Origin of the sequence: Treponema sp. OMZ 799, assembly GCF_024181365.1 — a bacterium.
In the GTDB taxonomy this organism is placed as follows: domain Bacteria; phylum Spirochaetota; class Spirochaetia; order Treponematales; family Treponemataceae; genus Treponema_B.
This window is the reverse complement of record NZ_CP051301.1, coordinates 1,726,766-1,743,552: the sequence shown is the minus strand read 5'-3', so window position 1 is coordinate 1,743,552 and position 16,787 is coordinate 1,726,766. Positions and strand designations below refer to the sequence as shown.

Annotated in this window: 14 protein-coding genes, 1 tRNA gene and 1 pseudogene; 3 read left to right on the top strand and 13 right to left on the bottom strand. The window is 39.4% G+C overall.

What is annotated here, in order from left to right:
• Window positions 1–5: 5 nt before the first annotated feature.
• The 6 genes from E4O04_RS07895 to E4O04_RS07870 all read right to left on the bottom strand — a co-directional run bounded on the left by E4O04_RS07895 (window position 6) and on the right by E4O04_RS07870 (window position 5,823).
• Window positions 6–1,283, bottom strand: coding sequence for an ABC transporter permease (locus E4O04_RS07895; RefSeq protein WP_253687897.1), 1,278 nt, complete (start codon window positions 1,281–1,283; stop codon window positions 6–8).
• A 24-nt stretch (window positions 1,284–1,307) separates the two neighbouring features.
• Window positions 1,308–2,345: a Fe-S-containing protein gene (locus E4O04_RS07890; RefSeq protein WP_253707200.1), complete on the bottom strand. Its 1,038-nt coding sequence runs from the start codon at window positions 2,343–2,345 to the stop codon at window positions 1,308–1,310.
• 321 nt (window positions 2,346–2,666) lie between these two features.
• Entirely contained in the window at window positions 2,667–3,290 is a 624-nt protein-coding gene (locus E4O04_RS07885) for an iron transporter (RefSeq protein ID WP_253687899.1), read from the bottom strand.
• Window positions 3,291–3,333: 43 nt separating this feature from the next.
• Window positions 3,334–4,596: an FTR1 family iron permease gene (locus tag E4O04_RS07880; RefSeq protein ID WP_253687900.1), complete on the bottom strand. Its 1,263-nt coding sequence runs from the start codon at window positions 4,594–4,596 to the stop codon at window positions 3,334–3,336.
• A gap of 128 nt (window positions 4,597–4,724) precedes the next feature.
• Window positions 4,725–5,390 carry an ABC transporter ATP-binding protein gene (locus E4O04_RS07875; protein WP_253687901.1) on the bottom strand — a complete coding sequence of 222 codons (666 nt, stop codon included), beginning with the start codon at window positions 5,388–5,390 and terminating at the stop codon, window positions 4,725–4,727.
• A gap of 37 nt (window positions 5,391–5,427) precedes the next feature.
• Window positions 5,428–5,823 (bottom strand): DUF4418 family protein, encoded by a 396-nt coding sequence (locus E4O04_RS07870; protein WP_253687902.1) that lies wholly within the window; start codon window positions 5,821–5,823, stop codon window positions 5,428–5,430.
• Between the two features lie 404 nt (window positions 5,824–6,227).
• On the opposite strand from E4O04_RS07870, the gene sdaAB reads away from it, so the two are divergent.
• Both sdaAB and sdaAA read left to right on the top strand, forming a co-directional pair.
• Entirely contained in the window at window positions 6,228–6,890 is a 663-nt protein-coding gene (gene sdaAB, locus E4O04_RS07865; RefSeq protein WP_253687903.1) for an L-serine ammonia-lyase, iron-sulfur-dependent subunit beta, read from the top strand.
• Between the two features lie 17 nt (window positions 6,891–6,907).
• On the top strand, window positions 6,908–7,804 hold the full coding sequence (gene sdaAA / locus E4O04_RS07860; protein WP_253687904.1) for an L-serine ammonia-lyase, iron-sulfur-dependent, subunit alpha: 897 nt from the start codon (window positions 6,908–6,910) through the stop codon (window positions 7,802–7,804).
• 34 nt (window positions 7,805–7,838) lie between these two features.
• Here the strand turns inward: sdaAA and E4O04_RS07855 are convergent, their stop codons facing one another.
• From E4O04_RS07855 to ppdK, 6 genes and pseudogenes are all read right to left on the bottom strand, one after another.
• The gene (locus tag E4O04_RS07855) at window positions 7,839–8,282 is read right to left on the bottom strand and encodes an NfeD family protein (RefSeq protein WP_253687905.1); all 444 of its coding nucleotides are present in this window, start codon (window positions 8,280–8,282) and stop codon (window positions 7,839–7,841) included.
• A 254-nt stretch (window positions 8,283–8,536) separates the two neighbouring features.
• A complete protein-coding gene (gene rpmE, locus E4O04_RS07850) occupies window positions 8,537–8,740 on the bottom strand; it encodes a 50S ribosomal protein L31 (protein WP_253678984.1) in 204 nt (67 codons plus the stop codon).
• A 36-nt stretch (window positions 8,741–8,776) separates the two neighbouring features.
• Window positions 8,777–10,042: pseudogene (gene rho, locus E4O04_RS07845) on the bottom strand (transcription termination factor Rho); the annotation flags it as partial.
• A gap of 581 nt (window positions 10,043–10,623) precedes the next feature.
• Window positions 10,624–10,695 (bottom strand) — tRNA-Glu (locus E4O04_RS07840).
• Between the two features lie 82 nt (window positions 10,696–10,777).
• Window positions 10,778–11,155, bottom strand: a complete 378-nt coding sequence (gene aroH / locus E4O04_RS07835) for a chorismate mutase (RefSeq protein WP_253687907.1) — start codon at window positions 11,153–11,155, stop codon at window positions 10,778–10,780.
• A gap of 117 nt (window positions 11,156–11,272) precedes the next feature.
• On the bottom strand, window positions 11,273–14,044 hold the full coding sequence (ppdK, locus tag E4O04_RS07830) for a pyruvate, phosphate dikinase (RefSeq protein WP_253687908.1): 2,772 nt from the start codon (window positions 14,042–14,044) through the stop codon (window positions 11,273–11,275).
• Between the two features lie 96 nt (window positions 14,045–14,140).
• Here ppdK and E4O04_RS07825 point away from each other — a divergent pair, with 96 nt between their 5' ends.
• Complete coding sequence (locus tag E4O04_RS07825) at window positions 14,141–15,274, top strand: CapA family protein (RefSeq protein WP_253687909.1); 1,134 nt, start codon at window positions 14,141–14,143, stop codon at window positions 15,272–15,274.
• A gap of 20 nt (window positions 15,275–15,294) precedes the next feature.
• Here E4O04_RS07825 and E4O04_RS07820 read toward each other — a convergent pair whose 3' ends face one another.
• Window positions 15,295–16,737 (bottom strand): lyase family protein, encoded by a 1,443-nt coding sequence (locus E4O04_RS07820; protein WP_253687910.1) that lies wholly within the window; start codon window positions 16,735–16,737, stop codon window positions 15,295–15,297.
• Window positions 16,738–16,787: the final 50 nt, after the last annotated feature.

Here is a 16,787-nt window from a genome sequence, read left to right as displayed (position 1 = left end):
GACTCTTATTTTCCGTGTAAAACTTCCGTGGGATTCAGTTTTAATAAATATTTTACCGACGGAAGACTTCCCAAAAGGGTAATTAAAAAAATAATAAGCACCACAATAGGAATGACCATGGGAGCCGGAGGAATTGCAGAACCGAAAACGCTTCGGCCTATTATCTGCGTTAAACCCAAGCCTATAAAATATCCGGCAGAGCCTCCGATAATTCCTATCACCATAACCTCGGTTAAAACCGAAACGGTAACTGCAATATTGCTGGCCCCGATAGCTTTTTTTAAACCGATTTCGGCCCTTCTATCCATAACGCTTGCAGTTACCAAGTTTGAAATACCTAGGGCCGAAGCTATCAAACTTAAAATCGTAATTAAAAGCATGAGAAGGGTTGTTTTATTTAAAATAGCACCTTCCGATTCTGCCACTTGTCTTATCGGCTTTGCAACCGCATCGGTTATAACTTCCTGAATCTGATAACAAATGCTGCTTACATAGGCGGTACAATACCATATTTCCATTTCCTTTATCGTTAGACTTAAAGGGCTTCTTGCAGCCTTTCTTGCCAAATCATTGTCGGGAGTTGTCAAGGCACTTACCTCGATGCTTTCACAAACATTTGTCTTTCCTAAAAATTCTTGGGCCGTATGCAAGGTAGTAAAAATTACCTCATCTTCATTGCTTCCAGAATTAAAGATTGCAGAGACCTTTAAGGTTTTAGAGGCTGCAGCGCTTGTCAGTTTAATTTCATCCCCTACCCTAATATTGTTTCTTCCCGCAAAAAGACTTCCTACCATGCAGGAAGAATTATCATCATCCGAAACCCAGTTTCCGTTTACCTCCCACCAGGTACGCATTCTTCTTATTCCGGTTATAACCTCCTGCCCCGTATGCAAGTCTATCAAAAAATCAAACCATGTACCCGACAAGCGGACAGGCTTATCCGCCCCGGCATAGTCAACTTGCACATTTAAAAATGGCGCATAATCGACAATATTGTATGCCCAAAATATGGTTTTAATCTTATACAATTCATCTTCTTTTAAAAATTTTTTTGTATTTCCGGATTCTTCCCCGTAAATATCATCTAAAAGAGAAGATTCCTTATGAGCAACATTAATATTGGCTCCATAGGTTTTAAGTTCTTGGTTTACCTTATCTCCTACACCCAGCATTGTGTTAAGCATAGAAGTTGAAAGGCTTGCTCCTAAGGCAATCGTAAAAGCTATCATTACCATTTTTCCTTTTTGCCTAAAAAGGGAGCCGGCTATCATTCTCCAAAACATAACATCTCCTATAAAAACTTTTTGCTATTTAAAACGATGAGCCTCAGACTCAAGGTCGGATATTTTTATTTTAATATTCCCGGCATGCACAATATAAGGAATAGGAACAGGATTACATCCTCCGGGAAAACCTATGGTAGCCTTATTCATAACTACATCGCAAAGTTTGCAGATTACTTCATTATTCCTTTCAAAATAACCGCTGGGGCCGCAGATATCGCAGGCATCAAGGCCTACCCCATACGCACCTTCACTTTTTTTTATGGCAATAAAGCGCATGCTGATTCCTTCTTCCGTTATATATTCATAGCGGTGAAGTTTGTCGTCCTCCAGCTGTTCTAAAGAAATAACAGCCATACCGTCTTCGATTGTATAATTTTCAGGCGGAGATAAGGGAACCTCCCTGTCCACATAAAAACGCAAAACGGATAAAGAAAAAACCGAAATCAATAAAAGGCTTAAAGAAAATCGAGCCCATCTTTTTGCATTCCGTTTTTTTGCTTTTATCTTTCTTAATTCTGCATTATTATTATATGCTTCGGTAATTTTAATATTTTTTTTCCATAAAAGAATCGGAGCAAAAATTATAAACACAATAACTGCAAATATGAAAAAGTTTCCGTTATTTACCACCGTTGCAATAAGCCAAAAAATAAAATCATTCCGCGGAATTATTCTTAAAGAATATAGGCGCTGTATAATCACAATAATTTGAGTTATTCCGAAAATACAAAGAGAAGCTATTACGGTAACTTTTAATTCGATATCGGATAGCTTTATCAATGTTTTATAAATCGAAAGACTTGCAAGAATAATAAAAACTATTCCAAGTAAGTAGCCTATAAGTCTATATAGAACAAGGGTGCTTACGGCACTTTCACCGTAATTAACCAAGGTTGTCGAAAGAGTTATAATAACGGGAAGATAATAAAATATGCTTGATGCCGTATATAAAAAGACGGCTGTACTAAAAACATTTTCATATACTAACGAAGTTTTTGTTTTTGCTTTAAACAATAAAAGAACAATTAAAATTAAAAAAAAGATACTGACGGGAATCATCGACCAAAAGGCAAAATTGGTTCTGTTTATGTAATTAGGAATAGACCTTAATATTGCAGAAACAATACTGCCGATAAATCCTGTAAGTATACCGAATAAAATAATATATCTTTTCTTTTCGGGTCTTTGGGTTCTAAACGAAGCAAAAACTACTGCAAGGACTAAGGCAAAGCCGATACCGGCTTCAATGCCCCTTATATAAAACTTTAAGATAATGCACCTCCCAAAACGCCAAAAATAACCGCCGAAGCCTCAGCCCCGACGGTTACAAATTAAATGAGTAAGTTAGTATTAAATTATACTACTACCGATTGGGCAAGTCTACCACTGGGGTCCTGTCCATTCAAAATCTTTCCATTCAACAACGATGGGTTCCGTCCAGAAGCGTCCGGTAACACCTGTTTCTTTATCGACGTGGATAAGATAATCATTTCCCGGTGCTTTAATTTCAAACTTGATGTTGTACTTACCTAAGCCTTCTTCAAATTTTACGTTAGCACCATAGTGAGGTCCGTCACTGGCGTTCATAGGCATAAATGCAACTTCCTGTACCTTTGAAGAACCTACTTTTTGGATGTAAGCCTTAACACGTAAGTAAGGAACAAAGTCGCCTACACCGTAACCCAATGCTGCGCCTTTTTCATTGGCGGCAATATCGGCTTCCATGTGGCAGTCAGCTTCGTTCTTTGACAAGCTGTTACCGGCAGGTTCCATATCTACAGGCTGAAAATAAACACCTGCAACCGTTAAGATTCCGGCATCCTGCTCATCGCCGATGGGGAACTCGTCAAAACCGGCAGCGCCCTCTTCTTGAGGTGTAGGAGCAGCAGGTTTTTCTGCGGCAGGAGCAGGTTTCATTCCCTGATCTGCCGGTTTTTTTTCGCATGATGTAATTACAAAAGCAATTGCAAGCAGTGCAAAAATACAAGATAAAGTTTTTTTCATGTAAAAACTCTCCTTTATATTTAATTTTTTTGGCCTAAATTAATTATTCTTTGCCTTCTTCTTTCTTTTTTAATTCGGCAAGAATCTTTTTATTTTTTTTGACATATAAGCTCGAAAAAACAATAATCGTAATTAAAACGATTATTTGAGGTATCAAACTTTCATAGGTTGCATATATGCCTAAAAAATCCAACTCAAAATTTTGCATCCACGGGATTATGGTTTTACCGACTACTCCGGCAGCCTGCAATTCCGAAACTCCTTTTCCGGTAAACGAAAAACAAAGTATGTACATCAAAATACTTGTCACCGTAAAAAAAGGCTTCAAAGGCAGCTTTACGCTTAAAAACCTAAAAGCAAGAAAGACGGCAATCAAAATTACTGCCGATAATACAACAGCTAAGATCATAGCTCTTTGACCGCTTGCTCCTTGAACGGGAACTCCTTGGAAGAACAAAATAAGCTCGGCTCCTTCCCTTGCAACGGCAATAAAGGCCGCAAAGATTAAAACCCATTTATTGCCGGTAGATACGGAAGATTCAACCTTCTTTTGAATGTATCTTTCCCATGCTTCCGTTTCGGACTTTGAAATCATCCAGTTGCTTACATAGAATAAAACTATTACAGCAACAAACATACCGATGCCTTCAAAAATTTCTTGAGCTATACCGCTTTGCGCTCCTGCCAATAGTCCGAATAAAAAGGCCAGCACAATGCTTATCAATATGCCTGCAAGAGCTCCTACATAAACGGAAGAGATGTACTTCTTTTTTCCGGTTTTTACAAGATAGGCGATAATAGCCGCTATAACCAAAATAGCTTCCAAACCTTCACGCAATATAAGTACAAAACATGAAATAAAGGTTGCAACAGCGGCAGATTTTCCGCTTCCTCCCTTGTTATTTGAAGTGCCGTCAAGTTCAGCGGCATCATGGTAGAGCATTTCAATAAGAGCATCCTTATGAGCTCTTATCATTTCGTTATCTTTATCGCTTTTTACGTTTTTTCTGTATTCATAGAAAGCATTCTCAACGGCCGTTTTTCTCGCACCGGAAAGATAGCTCATCGTTATCTTTTCCATTCCCTTAGATTCGTAATATCTAAAATAAGCGGCATTTACTTCATCATAAGCTTCACGGGTCTTACCCTGTGTATATAATTCATAAGCATTATTCAGGTGAATTTCCATTTTTTCGACTATTTTTGTCCATGAACTCAAGTCCTCTTTTTCTTTTGCTGAAATAGAAAACAAACAAATGAATAAAAACAAAAATAATAAAAGATGTTTATAAAGTTTTTTTAACATATTAGCTCCAATTTTGTAATAATGGACTTACAAAATCTAATTTAAGTATATCAAGTCAAAAAAATAATGTCAAGGTTCTCTTACATATTTTTTAAGTTTTTTTTAAGATTAAATGAGAAATGTAAAAATCAGCTAATAGTCAACTCTCCGTCATTCATTCTATATATGATACTGTCTTCATTTAGAATTCTTGAATCGTGAGTTACAATCAAAACGGCAGTGCCTAAATTATTAACAGTTTTTATAAGGTTCATAACCGTTTCTGAAGTTTCTTTGTCAAGATTTGCTGTAGGTTCGTCTGCAATGAGCAATTTAGGAGAATTCATAAGAGCTCTCGCTATCAGCATTCTCTTTATTTCTCCGCCGGATAAATTTTGAGGCATCTCATTTTTTAAATGAGCTATATCCACAAGTTCCAAAAGACTTAAAGCCCGTCCCTCACTATCGCCGTCCCTGTTAAACAAAAAAAACGGAACTCTTACATTATCAAAAACCGAAAGATTAGGCAAATAAGCCAAAGACTGAGGAACAAAGCCTATTACTTCATTGCGGTAAAAGCTTTTATCGATGTCATTCATAGAAGAAAGGTCCTTATCTTCAAAAAATACCTTCCCTTCAGTGGGATCCAAAATACCCGATATCAAATTTAGAAAGGTTGTTTTTCCGGAGCCTGAACGCCCAACAATAAATACAAAGTCCGAAGCATCAATCGTAAAATCGACATTTTTTACGGCAAAAAAAGAAGTCTTACCTCTGGTGAAGGCTTTTGAAAGAGATTTTGTTTTTAAAAGCATAAGTTTCCTTCTTTGTATTAGTTTACTCGATATTTGTTTATTCGCATTTTTCCTTGCGTGAAAGAAAAACATAAACTGCACTTACTGCCATTAAAGTAATAGCCAATAAAATAACTACAGGCTTTGTATACATATTACAAGCCATATTTGAGTGCTTACAAGTGCCTATAACAAGGGTTTCAAGCAAAATCAGAACACCTCCGATTCCGATATTATAAACGGATATTCCGAAGCGGGATTTTTTACAGATAAAAAAAGCGAGTCCTGATAAGGCAATCAAGCCGCCCAAAAGTCTTACGGCTTCTCCCATCCAATGGCATTTCATAAAACCGCCTCCGTCTTTTGGAGGGCATACATGGGCAAAGCCGAACGGAGCAAATAAAACCAATAACCCGATTATAATAATAAGTACACTAAATATGTATCTTTTCATTTTTATCTTCCTATAGAATTTAAAATATTGTCTTAAACATAATAAACACATCAAAAAAAATGTCAACACAATATTACATAAATTTTACTCTTTTTATAATTTAACTCTTGTTTTTATATATACCCTCATATCAGGCAACCGCACCAGAATGTTTATGAAGCGGTTACCTTCTTTACTGTGCGAAATTTTGAACAAAATTTCGCACATTTTTCAAAAAAGGGCAAACGCATCATGAGGGTAAATAAAATAGCAAAAAAATAGGCTGTGAATACCCCTCTTGCAGACGCATAGCGGCGAAAGGCGGGTTGAACAGCCTATGTTTTTTGCGAAGATAAAACTCTGATGCGTTTGCCCTGCCCCTCATATTGACCTCGGTAATTTTTTTTTATATAATACCGCCGATTATGGATATCTTCGATATTATAGGCCCCATTATGATAGGGCCGTCCAGTTCGCACACGGCAGGAGCCGTCAGAATAGGATATTTAACAAGGGTTCTTCTTGCAGAACCGGCTATAAAGGCAAGAGTATATTTACATGGTTCCTTTGCCTACACCTACAAGGGTCACGGTACCGATAGGGCAATTGCAGCAGGCATTATGGGGATGAAGCCCGAAAATGAGCGTATCAGAAACAGCCTTACCCTTGCAAAAGAGCAAGGTTTGGACATCACCTTTGAACCTATAGACATTCCTAATGCGCATCCGAACACCGCTTTAATTGAAGTAACAGGCATTGACGGAAAGGAGCTTTTCGTTCAAGGTTCATCTATAGGGGGCGGGAATATCTTAATTACCAAAATAAACGGAAAGCCTGTAGAGCTAAGCGGTAAAAATCCGACACTGGTGGTAGAATATCAGGATATTCCGGGAAGAATAGCTGCCATAACCAGCGTAACGGCAAAACACAAGATAAATATTTCTCAAATTCATATCGGAAGGGATTACCGAGGAGGAACCGCCACAATGTGCCTTCAAATGGACGGTTTGAGCGTCGGCCCCGAATTAAAGGAAGATATTTTACAAATAGACCACATAAAAGATGTAATCCTAATTCAGCCGGTATAACTTTAAAAGGATAAACAATGAACGCAAAAACAATAGAGTATAAAAAAATAGAAGACCTTATACAAAGGGCTTCAGAAAAATCTTTAAGAATTTCGGATCTTATTTTGGAAGATCAAAGCAGCTTCCTTGAAGAGAGCAAGGAACATTGTTTTGAAAGAATGCAGGAGCATTTAAACGTAATGCTTGAAGCTATCGATAAGGGAACAAACCCCGATATCCGCTCAACAAGCGGTCTTACGGGAGGCGATGCCTATAAAATATACGAAAGAGCGGAAAACGGCAAGGCTCTCTGCGGCCCCCTCCTTGCAAACGGCATAAGAATGGCAATGGCAGTTTCGGAATTAAACGCCTCAATGGGAAAGATAGTTGCAGCCCCGACAGCAGGCTCCTGCGGTATTCTCCCGGGTGCAATCGGAGCTGTTCTTAAAACAAAGGATGTAAAAAAAGAAGACGCCGTTATGGCTCTTTTTACAGCCGGAGCTATCGGCATGGTTATAGCCAATACGGCTTCCATTTCGGGAGCAGAGGGCGGATGCCAAGCGGAATGCGGCTCGGCTTCTGCGATGGCTGCAGGAGCTATCGTAGAAATGTGCGGCGGAACACCCGAAATGGTTGGGCACGCAACGGCCATTGCAATTAAATGTATTCTAGGCCTTGTTTGCGACCCGGTAGCAGGCTTGGTTGAAGTGCCCTGCGTAAAACGGAATGCCTCAGGCGTAAGCTTAGCTTTTACGGCAGCAGAACTTGCTTTAGCAGGAATAAAAAGCGCCATCCCCGTAGACGAGGTTATAATAGCCATGAAAAAAGTAGGAGATTCTATGCCCTCAGCCTTGCGTGAAACAGCCGAAGGAGGACTCGCCTGCACAGCTACAGGCAAAAGGCTTCAAAAAGAAATATTCGGACAAAAATTATAAAGGATATCTTTAAAAAACTTTTTAAGAGTAAAGGTTATTTTTCAACCTTTTCAACAATACAGGTAAGGCCCTCCCGTCTTAGAACTCTAACCCTTGAGCCTTCAGGAATTTCTTCCGAAAGAGAGCGGGCGCTCCAGGTTGTACCCTTATATTTTATTCGGCCTTCCTTGTTATGAAAAACAACCTCAACAACATCGGCAAACTCTTCCCCCGCTTTATCGCTTTTTTTATCCGAATAAAATATAGTTCCCTTAAAGATAGGGGTAAATTTTTTACGTAAAAAAATCAAAGAGAGAACCGAAAATATAACAAAGATAATTATCTGTAACCAAAGAGCTTGGTCAACAAAAGGAATCAATGTAACGGCAGAAGTAAAAACAGCTCCAAAGCCGAAAAAAATGATAACGAGACCTGGAATTATAAGCTCTAAGCCTATACACACGACACCGATCAAAAGCCATATAGACCACCACGCCATAACTACCTCCATAAAAACTTTTTGCAGGAAGCTTCAGCTTACGAAAAAAGTTTTTTCAAGTAGTTTTGCAAAAGCAAAACTACATACAATAACACGATGTTTTGTGCTTTGCACAAAACTCGAAGATAAACATGTAGGCTTGTATTTCAAGCCGGAATGTTTATCAAACCTCCCATAAAAACTTTTTGAAAGGATTATCAAATCCTAAAAAAAGCATAAGCACGAGAAATCCCGTGCTTAGCTTATAAAGACAATCAGTCTTTAATATTGTATCGTTTTTTAAAGCGATCAATTCGTCCTGCAGTGTCAACAAGCTTTTGCTTTCCTGTAAAAAAAGGATGACACTGTGAGCAGATTTCAACCTTGATATCTTTTACTGTGGAACGTGTATTTATTACGTTACCGCAAGCACAAGTAATGGTTGTTTCTTCATATTTCGGATGAATATCTTTTCTCATACAAACCTCCCAAGGTAGTGTTATAATATACAATATTTATTCTTTTTGTGCAAGACCGGCATTCATTGATTTTAAGAACGCTTCATTATTCTTGCTCTTATTCATTCTATCGATTAAAAATTCAATAATATCGGCGTCATCCATTGAGCTGATGAATTTGCGCAATATCCACATAAGCTGCATTTCCGCTTCCGTTAGTAAAAGCTCTTCTTTTCGAGTTCCGGAGCGCTTTATATTGATAGCAGGGAATAAGCGGCGGTCTGAAAGTTTTCTGTCTAAGTTTACTTCCATGTTGCCCGTTCCCTTAAACTCTTCAAAGATAACCTCGTCCATCTTGCTGCCCGTTTCAATAAGAGCTGTAGCAATGATGGTCAAGCTTCCGCCTTCTTCTATATTTCTTGCAGCACCGAAAAAGCGTTTAGGCTTATGAAGCGAATTTGAATCGACACCTCCCGATAATACCTTACCGGAGGTAGGCATTGTCTGGTTATAGGCTCGCGCCAAACGGGTGATTGAGTCTAAAAGAATAACAACATCCCTTTTGTGTTCAACAAGGCGTTTTGCCTTTTCAAGCACCATTTCGGCAACTTGAACATGGCGGGTTGCCTGTTCATCGAAGGTAGAAGAAATAACCTCGGCATTTACCGTGCGTTCCATATCGGTAACTTCTTCAGGCCTCTCATCTATCAAAAGAACTATAAGATAAACTTCCGGATGATTGGCCGTGATTGCATTGGCTATCTTTTGAAGCATTATAGTTTTTCCCGTACGAGGAGGAGCTACAATCAAGCCTCGCTGACCCTTTCCTATCGGGCAAAAAAGATTCATGATTCGGGTAGAAATTTCTTGAGTTGTAGTTTCAAGGTTTAATTTTTCCTTAGGATAAAGAGGAGTGAGGTTATCAAATGGAATACGGCGCTGAGACTTTGCAGGCTCATCATAGTTGACCGTCTCAACCCTTAAAAGAGCAAAATACCGTTCCCCTTCTTTTGGAGAGCGAATTTGACCGTAAACTGTATCTCCGGTTTTAAGATTAAAAAGCCTTATTTGGCTGGGAGAAACATAGACATCATCAGTTCCTGTCAAATAACTGTTTTGAGGCGAACGTAAAAAACCGTATCCGTCAGGAAGGGTTTCTAAAGAGCCGGAAGCGAAGATGGTACCTCCCTGATTGGTATGATTTTTAAGAATGTGGTAAATAACATCCTGTTTTTTCATCAAGGACAGCTCATCTTCGGGCACACCGTATTTTATGGCCATATCTCTTAAATCATGCATACGCATCTTTGTAAGATCGTTTATAATAATTTTAAAAGAGCTATCCGATGCGGGCGGGACTTCTTCTTTTTCATCTTGAATATCTTTAGGTATGCGTTTTTTTGCAGTTACACCGGTTCTTTTTGCAGGTTTAGTTTCAGCTTCATCCGAAGAGCTTTCAGTTTTTTTGCGTCCTCGAGAACGAACAACAACTTTTTTTTCAACAACTTCTTCAGCTGCATCCTGCTCAATATGTTCTGCAGCAGCTTGAATTTCACTTGCCTCAGCGGACAGATCCGAAAAATGGTCTTCAGCCTGTGTGTCAGAACGACTAAGACTCAAGTCCTCATCCGAGTTAATACCCGTATCAAACAAGGTATCCTCAGAGGTTTGGGGCAAAGTTTTCCTTTTTCTTATTGTCATCGGATTTTTCTCCTATGCTTTGTAACTTAACATATCATTCTAAAATTCAGTATCCGGCTGAGGGCCGAAAAAGATATGTAAAAATGATGAATTGTTACTGTTGAATAGATTTTTAGTTTAACAAATTTATTTTATTTTGTCAAGTAAAGCTTTTTTAGCTTTAAGATTACTAAAAAAATACCCTCGATCGAATCGAGGGTATCCATCTCCTAGGGGAATTGAACCCCTGTTGTCGGGATGAAAACCCGATGTCCTAACCACTAGACGAAGGAGACATGGTCAAAAACGCATTGCGCTGACAAGAATGGAATATATCATATTTTTATAATTATGTCAAGCAAAATTTCAAAAATTATTTTATTTATCCGTATTTCTTATCAAATCGGGCCTTAGAACCTCTGCCCCGCCCATATAAATGTGACAAGGCTTTTTCCTGGAATAATAATAAATTAAAATTCGAATAGTTTTAGGTAAGCAGCCTTCAATACAGGGCTCTAAAGAACAAAAAAGAGCCGTATTTTTTGCAAGCCCATGCTTTCTCAAGGCTGAGGCAGGATTTAAAACCCTTATATCGCTTGTAACCGTAAATTGTATAGAAACTATATCCTTTTCAGCTAAGGAATTTTCCCTTAAGATTTGACTGTAAAGGTTTACAACTGCAGACGATATACTGTCTTGATTGTCTTCACAACATACGGCCCCTCGCAAGGCTCTTAATTTTTTTATCAAGCTCATTTTACCAAAATCTTTAAATCAACAACCCCGACGCAGAGCGTCGGGGTATTAAACCCTCCGCACGAATAAAAACACTGCACCCTGTTAATTCACAATGGTGCAGTGTTTTTAAATTAATTATTTTCTAGCAGGCTTTTTAGCAGTTTTAGCCTTTGCCTTTTCGGAAGCCTTAGCCGGCTTTTTTGCCCCGGCTTTAGCTTTTGAAGCTTCAACTTCAGCCTGAGCTGCAGCGAGCCTTGCTATAGGAACTCGTAAGGGTGAAGCGGAAACATAGTCCATTCCTGCCCTGCAGAAAAACTTAACCGAATTTAAGTCTCCTCCGTGTTCACCGCAGACACCTATTTCCAAATTCTTTTTAACTTCTCTTCCCTTTTGAATAGCGGAAGCTACCAAGATACCAACACCTTCTTGATCCAAGGATTGGAAAGGATCGGCCTTAAATACGCCAGCCTTATTTTCGTCTACATATTCAGGTAAGAATTTTCCTGCATCGTCACGGCTTATACCTATGGTCATCTGTGTAAGGTCGTTTGTACCGAAGGAGAAAAACTCTGCATGTTCTGCTATTCTGTCAGCATGTAAAGCGGCTCTGGGAGTTTCAATCATAGTACCGACCATGTACTTAAGTTTTTTATCCTTAGCCTTTTTCTCGATGATATCGTCTGCAACAGCTCTAATCCTCTTCTCCAAAATCTTAAATTCTTTTGCATCGATTGTAAGAGGAATCATTATTTCCGGTAAAACTGCAATTCCCTTCTTTTGAACAGTACAGGCAGCATTTATAATGGCAGTAACCTGCATTTCAAGAATTTCAGGATAGGTTATGCTCAAGCGGCAGCCTCTGTGTCCCAACATCGGGTTTGCTTCGGTAAGCCGGGCTACACGGTTTTTGACGCTTGCAAAACTTATATTAAGCTTTTCGGCTAATTTTTGCTGACCTTCTTTGTCATGCGGAACAAATTCGTGTAAGGGCGGGTCAATCAAACGTATTGTTACGGGATAGCCGTTCATGGCCTTAAAGATACCTTCAAAGTCCTTTGTCTGATAAGGAAGAAGTTTTTTTAGAGCCTTTTCTCTTGCTTCCTTATTTTCGGCAATAATCATTTCACGGATTGCCTGTATCCTGCTCTCATCGCTAAAGAACATGTGCTCGGTTCGGCAAAGACCTATACCTTGGGCTCCGTGGCCTATAGCTATTTTTGCATCTTCAGGAGTATCGGCATTTGTTCTTACCCTTATTTTGCGGATTTGATCAACCCACTCCATAATTTTTTTATAGGCTGCAGGAGGTTTAGGAGTAATCAAGGGTAATTCGCCCTTGTAAACAGCGCCCTTTGAGCCGTCCAAGGTAATATAATCGCCTTCTTTCAAGACTATGCCCTTGGCAGAAATTTCTTTTTTTTCGTAATCGATTCTCAAGTGCTCACAGCCTACTATACAGCATTTTCCCCAGCCTCTGGCAACTACAGCGGCATGGCTGGTTTTTCCGCCTGTTGCGGTTAAAATACCTTCTGCGGCATGCATACCGCCTACATCTTCAGGGCTTGTTTCATGGCGGACTAAAACTGCTCTTTTACCGTCCTTTGCAGCAGCTTCTGCAGCCTCTGCCGACAGACAGATTATACCGCAGGCAGCTCCCGGAACGGCGGGAATCCCGTCTACAAGATGGGCAGCTTTTAAATCGGAAGCCTTCGAATAATCCAAGGCCTTGTAGAAAACGCCTTCAATATCCGAAGCCTTAATACGGGTAACAGCTTCTTCCTTGGTTATAAGTTTTTCTTCAACCATATCTACAGCCATCTGGAAGGCTGCGGCAGGAAGCCTCTTGCCCGTTCGGCACTGGAGCATGTACAATTCACCCTCTTCAACGGTGAATTCCATATCCTGCATATCCTTATAGTGCTTTTCGAGGATTTTGCGGGCAGTGCAAAGTTTTTTATAAGCAGCCGGATCCTTTTTAGCAAAAACATCCAGTTTAATGGGAGTTCTGATTCCTGCAACAACATCTTCGCCTTGGGCATTAAAAAGATACTCGCCGTAAAAGTCGTTTTTGCCTGAGTTAGGATCTCTTGTAAAGCAAACACCTGTTCCGGAATTATCACCTTTGTTTCCAAAGACCATCTGCATAACGTTTACAGCCGTTCCTCTGATACCTACAATGTTTTCAACCCTTCGGTAAGTAACGGCCTTATCGGACATCCAAGAACCGAATACGGCTCCTATGGCTCCCCAGAGCTGCTTTATAGGATCTTGGGGGAAGGGAGCTTTTATTTCTTTTTCGTAAAGTTTTTTAGACCTATCAATAACTTCCTGTAATTCAGCTTCGTTTACATCAGTATCGGAAACCTTTGCAGTTTGAGCAAGATTAAGACGCTTCTTTGTTCTTTTTTCTTTTACATCATCAAGAATTTTATCGAATTTTTCCCGTTCAATGTTCATTGCCGTAGACCCGTACATTAAAATAAATCGGCGGTAAGCATCCAGGGCAAACCTTAAATTTCCGGTCTTTTCGGCCAAACCTTGAACCGATTGGTCATTTAAGCCTAAGTTTAAAATTGTCTCCATCATTCCGGGCATTGAAACGGGAGCACCGGATCGAACAGAAACTAGAAGAGGATCTTTTTTATCCCCCAGTTTTTTTCCGGTAATTTTTTCCAACTTTGAAAGATAAGATTCGACTTGAGCTTTTAGTTCGACAGGATACTTTCTGTTATTTTTATAATACTCTTCGCAAACCTCGGTTGTAATAGTAAACCCCGCAGGAACAGGAAGCCCTATAGCCGTCATTTCGGCCAGGCCGGCACCCTTGCCTCCCAAAACTTCCTTCATCGTACCATTACCTTCAGCGCTACCTCCGCCAAAAAAATATACATATTTTGACTTTGCCATTTGCATTGTCCTCCTTGAACATTGAACAATTATTACAATATATTGATATATTGTATCTTGTATAATATCAATTGTCAATGTATAATTGTATCAATTATGAAAAAAAATCTTAAGTTTTATTATTTTTTATTTGTATCGGCGATCCTTTTATTCTCTTGTAATTCTACATCAAAAGCTATTCCACAGAAAAATTCAGTGAATGAAATAACATTGAGCTTTTCAGGCGATATTATGGCTCATGATGTCAATTTTAAAATGAAGGACTATAACCGGATTTATGATGATATCAGGGATATACTTCTAAACGATGATCTAACATTTGGAAACATTGAAACCCCAATATGTGAGGAAAAACCTCTTTCGTCATTTCCTTTTTTTAATGTACACAGAGATTATTTAAGGGCTGCAATAGATGGGGGCTTTGATGTTTTTGCTTTTGCCAATAATCACACCAATGATCAGGGAATTAAAGGAATAGATGGAACGATTAAAAGCTTTGCTGCTTTAAAAGAAGAATACAAATATAAAGAGCTTTTTTCTTCGGGCTTAAAAAATAAAGAGGATGAAGATTTTAAACCTGTCTTAATAGAAAAAAAAGACTGGAAGATTTTATTTTTATCGGTAACGGAGCTTGTCAACTTCCACGGTAAATCAAAGCAGAGACTTTATTATTCGGACCCCTCAAAGGCAGGAAGGGAAAAACTTCTTTTATACATAAAAAAAATGAGGGAAGAAAACCCTTGCGATATCTTTATCCTGTCTCTTCATTTAAGCGAGGCAGAATACGGCCTTAAGGTTTTAGAGAGCAAAAAGACATGGTTTAAAAGTTTAGCTGATGCAGGAGTTGATATAGTTTGGGCTCACCATCCTCATGTCGTACAAGACTGGGAACTTGCCGAGACGGAATCTAACAAAAAGGCTTTTTTTATGTACTCGATGGGAAATTTTATTTCGGGTCAAAGATGGAAGGTAAACTATGCCGATCCGGCTTATTATCGGGAATATACCGGAGACTCAGCAATAATGCAGTTAAAACTAAAAAAGATAGATGGTATTTTGCAGAGCGAAATGGAAGCAAAGCCTGTTTTGATTACAAACTACAACGAAAAGGGTGCTCCGGTCATAAAACGTTTTACAAAAGAATGGATCGAGACCCTCTCAGAAAAAGAAAGGGTCTATTATCTTAAACGCCTTGAACTTATGAAGGCCTATTTACCTAAGCTAAAATAAAAAACTTAAGGTAATAATTTTTACATGAGGCTCTTGTATTTTTCGGCCAAGGCCTTTGCCTTTACGTTTGCAAGGCCTCGGTAGCGTTCGGGGTTTGCAAAAAACTCTTCGGGCTTATCAAAGTTAAGTTCCTTTAATCTTTCCGTAACAAGGGCAAAGACCTTTTCTTCGGCTTTTAAGGCTTCATAAAAACTTAACTTTTGATTTTCGGCAGCAAGGGTAATTTTGCGTATTACCTCGTGAGCATCTGAAACACCGCATTCTGCCAAAAGAATATAAGCGGGTTCGGCCATAACGCCTCCCCTTACTCTTCCGCCGCCTTGTAAAAGGTTTTTAAGCATATTTTCCCTATCGGCCTGTAGGCCCTTTAAAATGGAATTCATACGGTTAAAGGCCAAGGCAAGCCCCGTTAAATAATCGGCTATAAACCTCTGGCTTGCAGAATTGGATAGGTCTCTTTGGTGCTCCGAAATTTGATCCATATAAAAACTCATCACGCGAGGAGAAAAGGTCTTCCACAAGCTTTTTACGTGTTCGGAGTTCCAAGGGTTACGCTTTTGAGGCATAGTAGAAGAACCTACCTGAGTTGCACTGAAATATTCAAAGACCTCCCCTATCTCTGTTCTTTGCAAATTGCGTAGATCGTCTGCAAGGTTTGCAATTATGCCGAAGGCAATATTTGCTTCAAGGAGAAGACGGAGCATGTATTCGGGCTCCACAAGCTGATGGGAATATTCTGAAGGCTTTAAGCCGAGATAATCAAGATATATTTTTTCAAAGTCCATCGGGTCGGATACTATTAAAGATGCCGCATTATAAGCCCCGACAGCTCCGGCAAATTTTCCGCGTAAATCCTTTACAAGTTCTTCCAGCTTTAAAATAGACTTACCTAGACGGGCTACATATTCGGAAACTGCATACCCAAAGGTAATCGGAACGGCGTGCTGACCATGGGTTCGCCCGACCTGAGGCGTTTCAGCTTCTCTTTCGGCTATATCGCAAAGTAAGATTTCGGTTTTCTTTAAAAGAGGAATTATAACCTTTACTACGGCATCCCTTATCCTCATAGAAAAGGCTGTGTCGAGGATGTCTGCACTCGTAGCCCCAAGGTGAACCAAGGGAGCCGTTACTTCGGGCACTTTTTTCTTTAGGACATTTACCAAGGCCCTTATATTGTGCTGGGTTTTATGTTCTTCTTCATAAACTTCGGAAGGGTCGATATTTAAGGCAATATCATCCAAGGTTTTTTCTAACTCGCTGCTCAACTTAGGAAGTAAAGAGCTTTTCTTTTCTTCCGCAATTTTAAGATGGGCCTTTACAAGGGCCATTTCGGCCATGGCGCAATAAACGATGCCTGCTTCTTCAGATAAAAAAACCGAAAGCTCATCGTAAAGCCCTCCTTGCGGGAGGGAATAGCGGTGATCTATCGGCGATATGTTTTTAAAAATACTTCTTGTTTCCATATTTAATATAATGACCTAAAGAAGATGTTTAGTCAAGCGGTTTAAAAGAT